This window comes from Acidovorax sp. CCYZU-2555 (assembly GCF_018413525.1).
Classification (GTDB): Bacteria; Pseudomonadota; Gammaproteobacteria; order Burkholderiales; family Burkholderiaceae_C; genus Comamonas.
Genome location: NZ_JAHCDD010000033.1, coordinates 1 through 15,433 on the forward strand (window position 1 = coordinate 1; position 15,433 = coordinate 15,433).

The window sequence follows — 15,433 nt, forward strand, 5'->3', positions numbered from 1 at the left end:
AGACAGCAGGGGCGCGTTTCTTTGCCTCCTTTCTTGTCGCGCGACAAGAAAGGAGGTCGGCTGCCGGGCCGAGACCCGGCTTCGAAAAGCCAAGTCACAGCAGCCGCTGGCACAGCCCCCAGCGAACAACGGCACAACCAAAGCGCCGTTTCCTGAACGCCGTTGAGCCCGCTCTTTCTGACCTGAGCGCCATGCAGCGCGGGCGCTACAGAATCGCTTCAATCAGCGTCGGCCCGGGCGTCGCATACGAGCGCAGCAGCGCCAGGCCCAGCGCCTGCAGATCGTCCACGCGCACGGCCGGCACGCCCATGCCCTTGGCCAGGCTGGACCAGTCGAGGTCGGGGCGCTGCAGCGACAACATGTCCTGGGCGCGCCTGCCCGGCGTGCCCGCGCCCACGGCGGCCAGCTCGCCGCGCAGAATGCCGTAGGCGCGGTTGACGAAGATCACCACCGTGACGTCGAGGTTCTCGCGCGCCATGGTCCACAGCGACTGCAGCGTATACATGCCGCTGCCGTCGCCTTCGAGCGCGAGCACGCGCCGCCCCGGCGCGGCCAGCGCCGCGCCCACGGCCGCGGGCAGCGCAAAGCCGATGGCACCGCCGCAGCTCGTGAGCCAGTCGTGCGGCGCGGCCTGGGCCGTGAGCGCGTCGAAGCCCCGGCCCGTGGTCATGGCCTCTTCGACGACGATGGCCTGGGCCGGCAAGGTGGCGGCGAGCGTGCGGCCTATGCCTTCGGGCGTGAGCGCGCCGCTGAGCAAGGGCTGCTCGCCTTGAACGGCCAGGGCCGGCAGCACCTTCTGCGCGCCCAGTGCTGCGCTGAGCGCCTGCAGCGCTTGCTGTGGCGCGTCTTCGGGCGTGGCCAGCGTGAGGAATTCACAGCCCGGCGCCGACAGCCGGCCCGGCTGGTCCGGGTAGGCAAAGAACGCCACGGGCGGCTTGGCGCCGACCAGAATGATGCGCTGGAAGCCGGCCAGCGCCGCCAGACCGGGCGCCACCGCGTACGGCAGGCGCGGCACGGCCACGCGCCCCGCGCCCCGCTCCAGGCGCGCGGTATAGAACTCGGCGCGCAGCGCGCAGCCCGTGGCCGCGGCGATGCGGCCCGCGATCTCGGTACAGGACGCGCGCAGCGCGCGGTCGCCCAGCAGCAGCAAGGTCGACCGGGGCTGGTCGCGCAATGCCTGGACTATGCGATCGAAATCGGGCACTTCCGTGTCGGCCGAGGGCGTCGCCACGGCCGCGGCCGGCGCAGGCGCGTCGGGCACTTCGGACCAGGCCACATTGGCCGGCAGTACCAGCGTCGCGATGCGCCCCGGGCGCGCATTCGCCTGGCGCACGGCCTCGGCGCCGTCGGCCGCGATGTCGGCCACGCCGGCGCTGGTGCGCACCCACTGCGACATGGGCGCCGCGACGCCATGGATGTCGGACGTCAGCGGCGCGTCGAGCTGCAGATGCGCCACCGCATGGTCGCCCACGATGTTGACGATGCCCGAGCGCGCCTTCTTCGCGTTGTGCAGATTGGCCAGGCCGTTGGCCAGGCCAGGGCCCAGATGCAGCAAGGTGGCGGCCGGCCGGTCGGCCATGCGGTAGTAGCCATCGGCCGCACCCGTGACCACGGTCTCGTGCAGACCCAGCACGCAGCGCATGCCGTCAGTCCTGTCGAGCGCGGCGACAAAGTGCATCTCCGAAGTGCCGGGGTTGGTGAAACACATATCGACCTGGTGGTCGAGCAGCGTGTGGACTAGCTTTTCTGCGCCGTTCATGGGAAATCCCGCTATGGAAAGTAAAACGCGGCCGCATGCGGCCGCGGGAAGATCGAGACGCCGAGCCAGGCTCAGAACACGTGGCGAATGCCCAGATCGAAGCCCGAGGCATTGCCGCCCAGCACCGGCACCGGCCCCTGCTCGGCGCCCGAGCTGACGGGCAGGCGCAGCGCGCCCTTGTTGGTCACATGCGCATAGGTGCCGTACAACGTGGTGCGCTTGGACAGCGGGTGCACATAGCCCAAGGCCAGCTTGCGCGCCGCGCTGTCGGCCGCGTCGTTGCGCTGCAGCTCCATGTAGCTCACGGGGATGTAGCCCGTGCCGACCGAGATCCACGCGCCCAGCTGCCAGAAGCGCCCACGGCTGGTGCCCGACAGCGCGGCGACGGGAAGGTCGGTGCGGTTCTGGCCGACCAGGGCCATCAGCCTGTGGCCCTGCCACTGGTAGGCGCCGCCGATATTGGTCTGCACGAAGTCGCCCACAGCCGCGTTCCTGGTCGTGGCCGATGCCACGGCGATGTCGAAGTTCGCGCCGCCATAGCCCAGGCGCCAGGCGTAGAGATTGCCGTCGCGCTTTGTCGCATCGCTGCCGGCGTTCTCGCCCGCGGCCAGCATGCCCTGGAAGAACAGGCCCTTGCACTGGAAGGTCGTGCAGCCCGGCGAGAAGTAGCCCAAGGAGTTCGACGCGCGAAAGCCCGTGGCCGTCGTGCCGTTGAGCACATGGCCGCTCATGCCCACGCCCACGCGAAACGGGTCGAAGGCGAACAGGTTCCAGAACGCGGGCGTGTAGTCGCGCCCCAGGCGCAGTTGGCCCCAGTCCCGGCCTTCGAGATAGACATAGGACTTGCGGTTGAACGTGATGCCGCCATTGGGATTCACCGCGCCCGAGGCCTGGTTGTTGGTGTTGCTCGCCTGGCCCGTGCCGGTGTCGGTATTGAGCCCCGACTCCAGTTCGAAGCCGGCCCACAGGCCACCGGCCAGCGCCTCGCGCCCCTTGAAGCCCAGGCGGCTGGCCTGGTTGCCGCTCGATGTGACCATCTGGCGCGAACCCGCGCCCTCGCCCCTGTACGACGACAGCGCCATGTCGACCACACCATAGACGCTGACGCCGGTTTGCCCCGCGCCGGTTTGCGCGAGCGCCAGCTGCGGCGCCAGGGCCAGCACGCTCCAGAGTATTTTCTTGTTCATCACCGTGGTCTCCGTTGGAATAATGATTGGCACGCGAACGCTGCGCCTGGGTTCACCCGAGGCGCGAAAAACAAAGGAAGGCCGGCTTTATTGCGGCTGGTAGTTGATCGACTTGAGCAGCGCGGCCTGCTGCTGGTGGGCCTGCTTGAGGTCAGCCATCAATTCATCCGACGTGGCGCTGCCCGGAGCGTCCATGCCCATCTCCCGCACACGCGCCTGCACGGCGGCTTGCTGGAAATGCTTGAGCGTCAGCTCGCGGATCTTCTGCTGCACTTCGGGCGGCGCATCGGGCCGCGACCAGACCGCGAACCAGCCGGCCTGCGCCAACTGCGGGTAGCCCAGCTCCTTGAACGTCGGCACCTGCGGCAACTCGGCGATGCGCGTCGGGTAGTTCACGGCAATCGCCTTGATCTTGCCGGCCTTGATCAGCGGCAGCGAGCTGGGCAGGCCGTCGAACATCAGCGGCACATGGCCGCCCATCAAGTCGGTGAGCCCCGGCGGCGAGCCTTTGTAGCCCACATGCTTCATCTCCACCTGGGCCAGCTGTCCCAGCAGCATGCCCGAGGTATGGCCCTTCATGCCGGTGGCGTAGGACGCGAAGTTGAGCCCCTCCTTTTGCGCCTTGGCGTAGGCCAGCAATTCCTGCAGGTTGGCCGCGGGCACCTCCTTGTTGGCGACCAGCACCAGTCCCGTGCGGCTGATCTGGGCCAGGGGTTTCAAGTCCTTGAACGGCTGGTAGTTGACCTTGTAGGCCAGCGGCGTCTCGCTCACGATGCCGCCCTGTATCACCAGAAAGGTATGGCCGTCCTTGCCGTTGGCCAGCAGATCATTGACCGCCAGCACGCCCGCGGCGCCCGGCTTCGATTCCACGATCACCGGCTTGCCCAGCTCGTGCTGCAGGCCCTCGGCCAGCAGCCGGGCCAGGGAGTCGGCGCTGCCGCCGGGCGGCGCACCGACCAGGAGGCGAATCGGCTTGGCCGGCCAGGCCGGCTGCGCCTGGGCCGTCAGCGCCGCGCCGAACAGGCCGACCGCCAACATCCCACCCCACCACCCTGCACTGCGTTGTTGTTTCATGCTTGTCTCCCCTGCGGTGTCAGTACGGCTTGTCGCCGATGATGGCCGCGCGCTCCATTTTGCGCGGCGCGGGCCAGTAATCCTGCACCGCGTAATGCTGGGTGCAGCGGTTGTCCCACATCGCCACGCTGTTGGGCTTCCAGCGAAAACGCACCTGGTACTCGGGGATGGCCGCCTGGCTGGTCAGGTAGTTGAGCAGCAGGCTCGCGCCCGGCGTCTTGTCCTGGCCGTAGCGCACGTTGTCGGGCGTGTGGAAGTTCGCGAAATGGGTGGTGAAGCTGCTCACGAACAGCACCTTCTCGCCGGTTTCGGGGTGGGTGCGCACCACGGGGTGCTCCACGGGCGGATGCTGGCGCCCCAGCGCCAGGCGCTGCTCCTCGGGCATCACGGCGCCGAAGCCATGCTCTATGCTGTTCTTGGCCTTGAGCCCGGCGATCTTCTTCTGGATGTCGCCCGGCAGGTTGCGGTAGGCCTCGGCCATGTTGACCCAGATGGTGTCGCCGCCCACGGGCGGGCATTCGATGCAGCGCAGCACGCAGCCCATGGTCGGCGTCTCGCGCCACTGCCCGTCGGTGTGGTAGCTGTTCTCGTAGTTCTCGCGCTTGTCGCTGCGGTAGATCTGCACCAGGCCGGGGTGGTCGGGATCGCTGCCCGCCACGGGATGGTCTTCGAGCTCGCCGAAATGGCGCGCGAACGCCACATGCTCGGCGCGCGTGATCTCCTGGTCGCGAAAGAACAGCACCTTGTGGCGCAGCAGCAAGGCCTTGATTTCATCGGCCAGGCCGGTATCGCGCGACGCATCGCCCAGGCCCACGCCCGATACTTCGGCACCGATGGTGCAGGTCAGTTGTTCGACTTTCATGGTCTGCTCCTTCTCAGATGGTGAAGACCGAAGCGCCCACGGTCTTGCGGGATTCGAGATCGCGGTGCGCCTGCGCGGCGTCGGCCAGCGCATAGCGCTTGTGGATGTCGATGCGTATGCGCCCGGCCGCCACATGGGCGAACAGCTCGGTCAGCAGGGCCTGCTTTTCCGCGGGGTCGGCGATGTAGTCGGCCAGCGCCGGGCGCGTGACGAACAGCGAGCCCTTGCGCCCCAGGATGGCCGGATCGAACGGTTCTATCTTTCCCGACGCCGTGCCCACGCAGACCAGCAGGCCGCGGCGCTGCAGGCAGTCGAGCGAGGCCATGAAGGTGTCCTTGCCCACGCTGTCGAACACCACGGCCACGCCCGCGCCGCCAGTGATTTCGCGCACCCGCGCCACCACGTCCTCGTGGCTGTAATTGATCACATGGTCGCAGCCGTGGGCGCGCGCCACCTCGGCCTTGGCTTCGGTCGACACCGTGCCAATCACCGTCAGTCCCAGCAGCTTGGCCCATTGCGTGAGGATCAGCCCGACGCCGCCGGCCGCGGCGTGCAGCATGATGGTCTCGTGGCCCTGGAACGGATAGATGCGGCGCATCAGGTAGGCCGAGGTCAGGCCGCGCATGGTGATGCAGGCCGCGGTCTCGAAATCGATTCCGTCGGGCAGCCGGATCAAGGGCGCGGCGGGAATCAGCCGCTCGCTGCTGTACGCGCCCAGCGTGTTGGTGAAGCCGGTATAGGTCACGCGGTCGCCCACGGCCACGTTGTCCACGCCCGCGCCCACCGCGGTCACCACGCCGGCCGCCTCCACCCCCATGCCGCTGGGCAGGGGCACGGGATAGATGCCGGTGCGGAAATAGGTGTCCGCGTAGTTCAGGCCCACGGCCTTTTGCTGCAGCCGCACCTGGCCCGGGCCGGGCTCGCCGACGCTCACCGTGTGCAACTCCAGGACCTCGGGGCCGCCGGTGCGGGCGAAAGTGATGATTTGTGCCATTTCTGTCTCCTTGAAGTTCGCCGCGGCAGGCATTCCAGGCCTTCACCCATTGCCCGCCGTCTGGAGAAAATTCTCGGATCTGAGCCCGGTCCGCGACTTGACCGATTGCGACAGGCAGTTGTCCTCTCGTGCGACCACGGGAAACTCCCCCCGGGGTCTTCCCGTAGCCCCGACAGCAGGGCCTCAAGGCCGGCGTTTCCACCATTGACCGGCCCCATCGATATTGATATACCTCAGCAAAACTCAAAGCAATGGCCTGGCAACCGCGTTGCCGGGTCAGTCCGTGCTTCCCAATGGCCTCAGTCCCCCACGCCCAAAGCACATGTCCGCCCTGTCCATGACGCCGCGCATCCGCAGCATCAGCCTGAACAAATATGCGCAAGTCGCGCAGGAATTCGGGCTGGACCCGCTGCGCATGCTCAGGCAGGCCGGGCTGGACCACAGCTGCCTGAACTCCCCCGACCTGCAGGTGCCCGAGACCGCGTTCGCCCAGATGCTGGAGACCTCTTCCGCGCATGCGGGCAATGCCGCGCTGGGCCTGCTCATGGGCGCGTACTGGAAGCTGTCCGACTTCGGCCCCATCAGCCTGCTGCTGCAGCACCAGGCCAGCCTGGCCGCGCTGCTGCAGACGCTCAAGGACTACCCGCACCTGATCAGCAGCACGATCACCACCGAGATCGTGACCCAGCAGCGGCTGTCCATCATCCAGCTGCACCTGCGCACCGAGCGCGACACGCCGGGCCGCCATCCCATGGAGCTGGGCATAGCGGCCCTGCTGAGCCTGTGCCGCCACCAGCTGGGCCGCGACTGGAACCCGGTCAGCGTGCACTTCACGCACAGCGCACCCGCGAGTTCGGCCCAGCACCGGCGCGTGCTGGGCTGCGAAACGGTGTTTGCCTCGCACTTCGACGGCATCGTGCTGAGCAACCAGGACCTGCAGCGGATCGACCCCGAATACGACCACCACATGGAAGGCCACGCGCGCCAGCTGATCGACGCGCATGCGCCGCGCCCCTCGTCACGCGAAGTCGAGCAGCGGGTGCAGAACACGCTGCAGTCGCTGCTGCCGCACGGGCGCCACGGCATCGCCCAGGTCGCAAGCGCGCTGGGCTGCACTTCGCGCTCGCTGCAACGCCAGCTCGAAGGCCGCAACACCAGCTTCCAGGAAACGCTGGACGCGGTGCGCAGCCAGGCCGCGGTGCGGGCGCTGAAGAACCCGCATCTGTCGGTCAGCGAAGCTGCGGCGCTGTCGGGCTTCGCCGAAAACAGCTCGTTCACGCGCTGGTTCAGCAAGCACTTCCAGCAAAGCCCCAGTCAGTGGCGCCTGCAGCATCTGTCCGGGCCGGGCTGAAACCCGGCCCCATCGCCGCCACCGCGTTTTAGCGGCTAAAAATCAGGCCAGCCCTTCAGGCGCCTGCTGCGCCGCCTGCTTTTTCCACTGCGAAGCGCTGCAGCCGAACAGGCTCTGGAACCAATGGCTGAAGCTGCTGGGGCGCGCGAAGCCCAGCAGCTCGGCGACTTCCGCCAGCGGCCGGTCGCTCTCGCGCAAATGGCGCCGGGCAAGATCGGCGCGCACCTGGTCGAGCAGGCCGCTGAATGTAAGCCCCTCGGCAAGCAGCCGGCGGTGCAGCGTGCGTCTGTCGATGTGCAGGAAGCGCGCCAGCTCGACCGCCGTGCAGCTGCCGCCAGGCAGCAGCGCGAGCATGATCTGACGACAGGTTTCCTGCGCGCTGTCGCCGCGCTCCACCAGCGCGGCTTCGAGGTGTTTGCGCGCAAAGCCCGCAGCCACCGGGTCGCCGGGCGCGCGCGGCTGCGCCAGGTCGCTGGCGCGGCAGACCAGGCCGTTGAACTCCTGATTGAACTTCACGCTGCGCCGAAAAAAGGCACGGTGCGCGGCTGCGTTGGCGGGCGGGCGGTGGGTGAAGAACACGTCGAGCGGCTGCCAGTGCGGCCCGGTCAATTCGCTGAGCATGCGGAACATGCCGCCGACCGCGAGTTCCACCGATTGGCGCATCTGCAGCCCGGGCGTGGGCAGCAGCTCTTCGCGTATGACCACCACGTTGTGCGCATCTTCGACATGAAGAATGAGCGACGCGTTCACCAGCTTCAGATAGCGGCACAGCGTGGCTAGCGCTTCCCTGGGCGTGGCCGCCTCGCGCAGCACCAGGCTGATCGGGCCCAGCGCCGAGAGCCGGCGCCGGGCCGCCAGGCGCAGCGCCAGGTCTTCGGTGTGCGTGGCGCGCGCCGTGATCTCCAGCAACTCGCGCGCCGCATCGCGCGGAATCAGCAGTTCGGGGTCGTCGAGAAACCGCGCCTGCAGGCCCACGCTGCGCAGGAACACATGCGGGTCGCGGCCCAGCGACTGCACCAGCTCGACATAGCCGTTGAGGCTGGCGCTGCGCACGAAATGCGAAATCTGTTTCATGTTCCTCGATGTGCGTGCGCCGCGGCGCTCGCGGCCTTTGTCCCGGATAAGCAATTCTACGTCCCATAAAAGCAAGTCCAAACGCAGGGCGCGCCAGACACTGGGTCACCGATTCACCAGGTTCCATTTCACTTCGGAGACCCCGCATGAACTTCCTCGACGGCCACCTCTACCCCGAAAACCAGCAGCCGCTGATCATCACCGCCGCGCCCTACGCGCCGGGCTGGATTCCCTCGGACTTCCCCGAAGACATTCCGGTCACCATGGAAGAGCAGATCCAGAAGGCCGTCGACTGCTACGAAGCCGGTGCCACCGTGCTGCACCTGCATGTGCGCGAAGCCGACGGCAAGGGCAGCAAGCGGCTGTCGATGTTCAACGAACTGATCGCCGGCGTGCGCGCGCGCGTGCCCGAAATGGTGATACAGGTCGGAGGCTCGATCAGCTTCGCGCCCGAAGACGACGGCTCGGCCGCCAAATGGCTGTCGGACGACACGCGCCACATGCTGGCCGAACTGAGCCCCAAGCCCGACCAGGTGACGGTGACCGTCAACACCACGCAGATGAACGTCACCGAGCACGCGGGCGAAGACGATTTCCGCGGCGTGTCGCGCGGCTTCCCGCATCTGTACAACACCTACAAGGACATGATCGTGCCCTCGAACCCGAGCTGGGCCGAGGAGCATGTGCGCCGCCTGTCTGCCGCGGGCATACAGAGCGCGTTCCAGTGCTACAACATCAACAGCTTCGAGACCATAGAGCGCATGATCCGCCGCGGCGTCTACAAGGGCCCGCTGGTGATGAACTGGGTGGCGATCAGCGGCGGCATGGACCAGGCCAACATCTACAACCTGGCCAACTTCCTGCGCGCCGCGCCCGACAACGCGGTGATCACCGTCGAAAGCTCGGTGCTCAACGTGCTGCCCATCAACATGATAGGCATGGCCCTGGGCCTGCATGTGCGCTGCGGCATCGAGGACGTGCTGTGGAACCAGCAGCGCACGGGCAAGATGAGTTCGGTCGAACAGATCAAGCAGCTGGTGCGCATCGCCGGCGAGTTCGGCCGCCCCATCGCCACCGCCCAGCAGGCACGCGACATCCTGCAGCTCGACGTGTTCTACGAGACCGCCGACGAGACCCTGGCCAGGAACGGCTTCGCGCCCAACCGCAAGGGCGGCAACCAGGGCTTTTTGCGCAAGCCGGATTGACGGTCTGCGGGCCTGCGGCGGCAGGAAATGGATGGGGAGACAAGCGTGCGCCAAGGTGCACGCCCACCTGGATCAAGGAATGCAAAAATGACGACTTTGAACCGCAGAGAAATCGTGCTGGGCGCCGCCGCAGCGCTGGCGGGCGGCCTGGCAGCCGCGGCCGAAAGCAGCAAAGACTGGCCGTCGCGTCCCGTGAAAGTGATCGTTCCCGGCGGCGCCGGCGGCATTCTCGACACCATGGCGCGCCAGCTCTATGCGCGCCTGCAGGAGACGTTGGGCCAGCCTTTCGTCATCGACAACCGCCCCGGCGCGAATGGCGTGATCGGCTCGTCGGTGGTGAAGAACGCCGCGCCCGACGGCTACACCATCTTGCACAGCACGGCCTCGTCCATGGTGATGGCCGAGGCGCTCAATCCCGCGCTGTCGATCAAGACCTTGCGTGATCTGGAGCCCGTGGCGCTGTCGTCCGTGGGCGGCGTGCTGCTGACCGTGCACTCTTCCGTGCCCGCGAAGACACTGCCTGAACTGGTGGCCCTGCTGCGCAAGGAGCCGCAGAAATACCAGTCGTATGGCTCCTGGGGCGTGGGCTCGAACGGCCACCTGACCATGGAGTGGATCAAGCAGCGCGAAGGCTTGTCGATAGAACATGTGCCCTACAAATCAACGCCCGCGCTGCTCACCGACATCGTTGCCGGCGTGATTCCCATAGGCTGGGTCGACGTGGTGTCGCCGCTGGGCTTCATCGCCCAGGGCAAGCTGCGCGGCATCGCCCTGACCGGCACCGTGCGCAGCCCCAAGCTGCCCGATGTGCAGGTGCTGTCGGAGCAAGGCTACCCGTTCACCGCCGCGGGCTGGCAAGGCGTTTTCGCGCCCAGGAACACGCCCCGCCCCATTCTCGAGCGCCTGCATGCCGCGATCAACGCGGAGGTGATCAAGCCCGCGTTCAAGGAAGCGCTGCGCCAGGCCAACATTCCGCCCGCGCCCGCGGTCAGTCGCGAAGTGTTTGTGCAGACGCTGACCGATGATCTCGCCGTCTGGCGCAAGGTGGTGGCCGACGGCAATATCCGCCCGGAGTGAAGCCGCCCCATGAAGATTGCTTCCCACGCCGACAAGATCCGCCGCCTGCTGCAGCTGCGCGAGCGCCTGGACCCGCTGCAGGATTTCGAGCTCTGGTATTGGAGCAGCCTGACCGCGGGCACCAATATCTGGAACGCGGCGCTGCACGCCTGCGGCCTGACCAGCGAGGACCGGGCCTTTTCCACCATTCCCGGCGTGCATGTGGTGCCGCAGGCCGACGGCGGCTGGCGGCGCGAACTGCGCGGCCCGGGCGATGTGAGCCATGTGGGCTGGCCCCAGATTCCCGGCGACATGCCCGCGCCCATTGAGCGCCTCGAAGCGGCCTTGCATGCGCTCGAGGAACACCGCGACCCTTGCCTGCGCGCGGAGCGCGTCCCCACGCCGGCGATCGTCGCCGAGTGCGAGCGCGCGCTGTCCCAGGCCATCGCCGTCTACCAGGCCCTGGTGCCGCAGGAGAAACAGCCATGACGCCCGAAAACCACCGCGACAAAGCTGAGCGCATAGAGCAGTCGCTGGCCAAGCTCAGCGACGCCGATTGGGAAATCCGCATCGAGGCCGCGATGCTGGCCGCAACGCACTGGGTCAACTTCATCCTGCACAGGACAGGCCTGAGCACGCCGGCCGAAGACATGGTCCATGCCTCCATGACCCTGGTCAGCGTGCTGCGCAAATACCGGCTCGCCGAGCCGGAACTGATGGACCAGCTCGAGGAAATCGAGGAGCTGCGGCCGCTGTTCGTGCGCGGCGACATGGACGGCGGCGTGCAGGCCGCGCAGCGCGCGCTGGAACTGCTGGCCGCCATGGGCGCGCGCGCACGGCAGCTGGGCTGAAGGGCTCAGGCGCTGCGCGCGAGCGTCGTGACGATCGAATAGCGATTTTCGGGATAGAGCGTGCTGGTCACGATCACCAGCGCGCGCGCCGCGTCGCGGTAATGTTTGAGCACGCGCAGCGCGGGCGTGCCGCGCGCCGCGCCCAGCGTCTGCGCCATGTCTTCGGTCACCGAGCAGCAAGACACCGTCTGCTCCACGCTTTCTATGCGCCGGCCGAACTCGGTCTCGATGATGTCGGCCAGCAGCTTGTCCGGCTGCTGCTCGGCCAGCGTGCCCACCTGGCGGTAATGCGGGTCGATGTAGGCGTCGGTCCAGCCCAGCGGCTTGGCCTTGCCGGGCACATTGCGCACCATGGACAGCCGATACCAGCGCGAGCCCGGCTGGCATTGCAGCGCCTTGGCCGTCGCCGTGTCGAGCACGACATCGGCCGAAGCCAGCAGCGTGCGCTGCGCCGTGCTGGCGAGCATGACCAGGTTGTCGAACGACAGCGATTGCGTGAACGTTGCCACGCCGCCGGGCAGCGCTTCGACCAGCGTTCCGCGGTTGCGCCGGCGCGAAATCAGGCCGCGCGCCTGCAGCTGCTGCAAGGCCATGCGCACGGTGTTGCGGCTGGTCTGGTAGGCCGCCATCAGTTCCATCTCGGTGGGCAGCAGCGCGCCCACGGGCAGGTCGCCGGCGCGGATCTGCTGTATCAATTCCTCGGCCATTTGCTGGTACTTTGCTACGGCCATCAGCGCACCTTTCCTGGGTTTGTACGGCATATGTACATCGGATATGTCCCTACATATCAAACATAGGGACAAATATACCATCCGGCATCTGCTTTCCAACCGAGGACCACCATGCGACGTAGAAGCCTGAACCTGTCCCTTGCCTGCTCGGCGCTTGCCGCGGCGCTGGCGCCCGTACCCGCCTGGAGCCAGGCCGCGCCGGCCAAGTACCCGGCCAAGCCGGTGACCATCATCGTGCCCTTCACCGCGGGCCAAAGCGGCGACGTGCTGGCGCGCGTGCTCGGCGATCCGCTGGGCAAGCTCTGGGGGCAGTCGCTGGTGGTCGACAACAAGGGCGGCGCGGGCGGCACCTTGGGCAGCAAGGCCGCGGCGGCCGCGCCCGCGGACGGCTACACGCTGCTGCTGGGCTCCAGCGGCCCGCTGGCCGCGGCCCCGCACCTGTACAAGAACGCGGGCTACGACCCGCGCGAACTCACGCCCATCATGAATGTCGCGGGCGTGGCCCAGGCACTGGTCGTGGCCGCCGATTCGCCGTACAAGACGCTGCAGGATCTGCTGGCCGCGACCAAGGCCGCGCCCGGCGCGCTGAGCTACGGCTCGGGCGGCGTGGGCTCGTTCCAGCACCTGACCTTCGAACTGCTCAAGCAGCGCACGGGCATGCAGATCAAGCACATTCCCTACCGCGGCAGCGCGCCCGCCTATACCGATCTGATCGGCGGCCAGTTGCAGGCCATGGTCGACTCGCTGCCGGGCGTGCTGCCCCATGTCAAGGGCGGCAAGATGCGCGTGCTCGCGGTCTCCACCCCCAAGCGCGTGCCGCAGCTGCCCGATGTGCCGACCATCGCCGAAAGCGGCGTTGCCGGGTTCGACGCGCTGGGCTGGCTGGGCATCGTCGGGCCCAAGGGCATAGACCCCGGTTTGCGCGATCGCATCAACGCCGACCTGAAGAAAGTGCTGACCGAAGAGTCGGTCAGGACCCGTCTGACCAACCTGGGAATGATCACCATCGCCAGCTCGGCGCCCGAGTTCGAGCAGTTCATCGCCAGCGAACTGGCGAAATGGGGCGGCGTGATCAAGACCGCCGGCATCCAACCCGAATAAGAACAGGAAGCACAGCATGCGCATCGTCGACATACGCGAAATCGCCGTCCCGCTGGAAGGCGCAGTCGCCAACGCAGTGGTCAATTTTTCCGAGCACACGGTCTCGCTGGTGGCGGTCGTCACCGACGTGGTGCGCAACGGCCAGCCGGTGATCGGCATAGGCTTCAACTCGATAGGCCGGTTCGCGCAAAGCGGCATCATTCAAACGCGCATGATTCCGCGCCTGCGCGCCGCCGCGCCGGCCTCGCTGCTCGCCGAAGGCGGGCGGCAATTCGACGCCGCCAAGGTGCTGGCCACAATTTTGCGCAACGAGAAACCCGGCGGCCATGGGGACCGCGCGGGCGCGGCCGCGGCGATAGAACTCGCGATCTGGGACCTGAACGCCAAGCTCGCCGACGAACCCGCCTACGCGACCATCGCGCGCGCTTTCGGCCGCACACCGCAGGTCGCGCCCGTCGAGGTCTACACGGGCGGCGGCTACTACTACGCGGCCGGCACCGGTCAATCGCTGCACGACGAATTCCAGGCCTACCGGGACATGGGCTTCGAAAGCTTCAAGATGAAGATCGGCGGCGCGCCGCTGGCCGAAGACATGCGGCGCGTCGAAGAAGCGCTCAAGGTGGCGGGCGGCCCGGCCCAGCTGATGGTCGACGCCAACGGCCGCTTCGACCTGGCCACGGCGCAGGCCTATGCCAGGGAACTCAAGCCGCTGGGACTGCGCTGGTTCGAGGAGATCGGCGATCCGCTCGACTTCCAGCTCAACCGCGAGGCGATAGAAGCGTATGGCGGGCCGGTCGCGACCGGCGAGAACCTGTTCTCGGCCATCGACACGCTGAACCTGGTGCGCTTCGGCGGAATGCGCCCCGGCCAGGACATCTTCCAGATGGACGCGGGCCTGAGCTACGGCCTGACCGAATACGCGCGCATGATAGACATTCTCGAGGCCCATGGCTTCGACCGGCGCCAGGCCGTGCCCCATGGCGGTCACCTGATCAATCTGCACATCGTCGTCGGCCTGGGCCTGGGCGCCTGCGAAGCCTACCCCGGCGTTTTCCAGCCGTTTGGCGGCTATTCGAGCGCCTGCGAGATCCGCAACGCCAAGGTGCGGCCCAGCGAAGCGCCGGGCTTCGGGCTGGAACAGAAGCAGGAGCTCGCGCCGCTGATACGCCAGCTCACGCGTTGAGAGGGCCGCGCGCCCGGTCTGCCCTTAGGCCGCGGGCGCGGCGTTCAGGAACGGCGCCTGCTGCAGCGCGCGCGCTATCCATTCCGTCGCCACCTTGACCTTGGCCGAAGTCTCCAGCCGCGCGGGGAACACCGCCCAGATATTGGCTTCCTGGCGGTACTTGGGCAGCACCTGCACCAGCTTGCCGGCGCGCAGCAGTTCCTGCACATCCCAGATGGAGCGCAGCACTATGCCCATGTCGTTGACCGCCCACTGCACCGCGATCTCGCCGTGGTTGGTCGACATCGGGCCGCGCACACGCACCGCGACTTCGCGCGTGCCGGAGCGCAGTTTCCACACGCCGAACGGGTGGTCGCGCTCGCGAATCACCAGGCAGCTGTGCTGGGCCAGATCGGCCAGCGTGCGCGGCCTGCCCTTGTCGCGCAGATAGCCGGGCGAGGCGCAAAGTATGCGGTGGTTGGCGGCAATGCGTTTGGCGATGTGGTGGGGCGCGATCTCGTCGCCCACGCGAATGTCCAGATCGAAACCTTCGGCGCCCACATCGACCAGCCGGTCGAACACTTCGAAGCGGATTTCGAGCGCGGGATAGGCCTGGGCCAGGCCAGCCAGTATCGGCCCCACGGCATTGCGGCCGAAGCCGAAGCTGCTCGATATGCGCAGCACGCCGCGCGGCGCCAGGCGCTTTTCGCGAATGTCTTCCAGCAGGTTGTCGACGTCGTCCAGAATGCGCTGGGCCCACACATAGGTGCGCTCGCCATCCTCGCTCAGGCTGACCTTGCGCGTGGAGCGGTGGAACAGCTGGGCGCCGAGCAGCGTTTCGAGGATCTTCACGCGCTTGGTGATGAACGACGCCGAAACGCCCAGGTCCTTCGCCGCCTGCGAGAAATTGGCGCTGCGCACCACCTGGACAAAGACTTCGAGGTCTTCGGGGCTGGGGAGATGATTATTCATGAAGTGTGCATTCTGATTTGACAGATCGATGGATTGTTTCCAATCGAGTCGCTG

At 67.3% G+C, this 15,433-nt stretch carries 15 protein-coding genes; 7 read left to right on the plus strand and 8 right to left on the minus strand.

The annotated features are described in order from the left end of the window. Nucleotides 1–205: 205 nt before the first annotated feature. The 5 genes from KHY18_RS13040 to KHY18_RS13060 form a co-directional block, all read right to left on the minus strand. Nucleotides 206–1,759, minus strand: coding sequence for an acetolactate synthase large subunit (locus KHY18_RS13040; RefSeq protein ID WP_213300368.1), 1,554 nt, complete (start codon nt 1,757–1,759; stop codon nt 206–208). A gap of 71 nt (nt 1,760–1,830) precedes the next feature. Then, nucleotides 1,831–2,946, minus strand: coding sequence for a porin (locus KHY18_RS13045; protein WP_249729105.1), 1,116 nt, complete (start codon nt 2,944–2,946; stop codon nt 1,831–1,833). 87 nt (nt 2,947–3,033) lie between these two features. Further along, complete coding sequence (locus KHY18_RS13050) at nt 3,034–4,020, minus strand: Bug family tripartite tricarboxylate transporter substrate binding protein (protein ID WP_213300371.1); 987 nt, start codon at nt 4,018–4,020, stop codon at nt 3,034–3,036. Between the two features lie 19 nt (nt 4,021–4,039). Continuing rightward, nucleotides 4,040–4,882, minus strand: a complete 843-nt coding sequence (locus KHY18_RS13055) for a TauD/TfdA dioxygenase family protein (protein WP_213300374.1) — start codon at nt 4,880–4,882, stop codon at nt 4,040–4,042. A 13-nt stretch (nt 4,883–4,895) separates the two neighbouring features. After that, nucleotides 4,896–5,876, minus strand: coding sequence for a quinone oxidoreductase family protein (locus tag KHY18_RS13060; RefSeq protein WP_213300378.1), 981 nt, complete (start codon nt 5,874–5,876; stop codon nt 4,896–4,898). A 322-nt stretch (nt 5,877–6,198) separates the two neighbouring features. Between KHY18_RS13060 and KHY18_RS13065 the strand changes: the two genes are divergently transcribed. Continuing rightward, nucleotides 6,199–7,227 (plus strand): AraC family transcriptional regulator, encoded by a 1,029-nt coding sequence (locus KHY18_RS13065; RefSeq protein ID WP_249729106.1) that lies wholly within the window; start codon nt 6,199–6,201, stop codon nt 7,225–7,227. Between the two features lie 42 nt (nt 7,228–7,269). Here the strand turns inward: KHY18_RS13065 and KHY18_RS13070 are convergent, their stop codons facing one another. Beyond that, nucleotides 7,270–8,301: an AraC family transcriptional regulator gene (locus KHY18_RS13070; RefSeq protein ID WP_213300381.1), complete on the minus strand. Its 1,032-nt coding sequence runs from the start codon at nt 8,299–8,301 to the stop codon at nt 7,270–7,272. Nucleotides 8,302–8,447: 146 nt separating this feature from the next. Here KHY18_RS13070 and KHY18_RS13075 point away from each other — a divergent pair, with 146 nt between their 5' ends. From KHY18_RS13075 to KHY18_RS13090, 4 genes are all read left to right on the plus strand, one after another. Beyond that, the gene (locus KHY18_RS13075; protein WP_213300384.1) at nt 8,448–9,506 is read left to right on the plus strand and encodes a beta-keto acid cleavage family enzyme; all 1,059 of its coding nucleotides are present in this window, start codon (nt 8,448–8,450) and stop codon (nt 9,504–9,506) included. A gap of 87 nt (nt 9,507–9,593) precedes the next feature. Further along, on the plus strand, nt 9,594–10,583 hold the full coding sequence (locus KHY18_RS13080) for a Bug family tripartite tricarboxylate transporter substrate binding protein (RefSeq protein WP_213300386.1): 990 nt from the start codon (nt 9,594–9,596) through the stop codon (nt 10,581–10,583). A gap of 9 nt (nt 10,584–10,592) precedes the next feature. Beyond that, nucleotides 10,593–11,051 carry a hypothetical protein gene (locus tag KHY18_RS13085; RefSeq protein ID WP_213300388.1) on the plus strand — a complete coding sequence of 153 codons (459 nt, stop codon included), beginning with the start codon at nt 10,593–10,595 and terminating at the stop codon, nt 11,049–11,051. Further along, entirely contained in the window at nt 11,048–11,413 is a 366-nt protein-coding gene (locus tag KHY18_RS13090; RefSeq protein ID WP_213300391.1) for a hypothetical protein, read from the plus strand. The genes KHY18_RS13085 and KHY18_RS13090 overlap by 4 nt, the downstream gene beginning before the upstream one ends. Nucleotides 11,414–11,418: 5 nt before the next feature. Here KHY18_RS13090 and KHY18_RS13095 read toward each other — a convergent pair whose 3' ends face one another. Beyond that, on the minus strand, nt 11,419–12,144 hold the full coding sequence (locus KHY18_RS13095; RefSeq protein ID WP_213300392.1) for a GntR family transcriptional regulator: 726 nt from the start codon (nt 12,142–12,144) through the stop codon (nt 11,419–11,421). Nucleotides 12,145–12,255: 111 nt separating this feature from the next. Here KHY18_RS13095 and KHY18_RS13100 point away from each other — a divergent pair, with 111 nt between their 5' ends. Continuing rightward, nucleotides 12,256–13,245: a Bug family tripartite tricarboxylate transporter substrate binding protein gene (locus KHY18_RS13100; protein ID WP_213300394.1), complete on the plus strand. Its 990-nt coding sequence runs from the start codon at nt 12,256–12,258 to the stop codon at nt 13,243–13,245. A 16-nt stretch (nt 13,246–13,261) separates the two neighbouring features. After that, nucleotides 13,262–14,428 (plus strand): enolase C-terminal domain-like protein, encoded by a 1,167-nt coding sequence (locus tag KHY18_RS13105; protein ID WP_213300397.1) that lies wholly within the window; start codon nt 13,262–13,264, stop codon nt 14,426–14,428. 24 nt (nt 14,429–14,452) lie between these two features. Here the strand turns inward: KHY18_RS13105 and KHY18_RS13110 are convergent, their stop codons facing one another. Next, nucleotides 14,453–15,379, minus strand: coding sequence for a LysR substrate-binding domain-containing protein (locus KHY18_RS13110; RefSeq protein WP_213300400.1), 927 nt, complete (start codon nt 15,377–15,379; stop codon nt 14,453–14,455). Nucleotides 15,380–15,433: the final 54 nt, after the last annotated feature.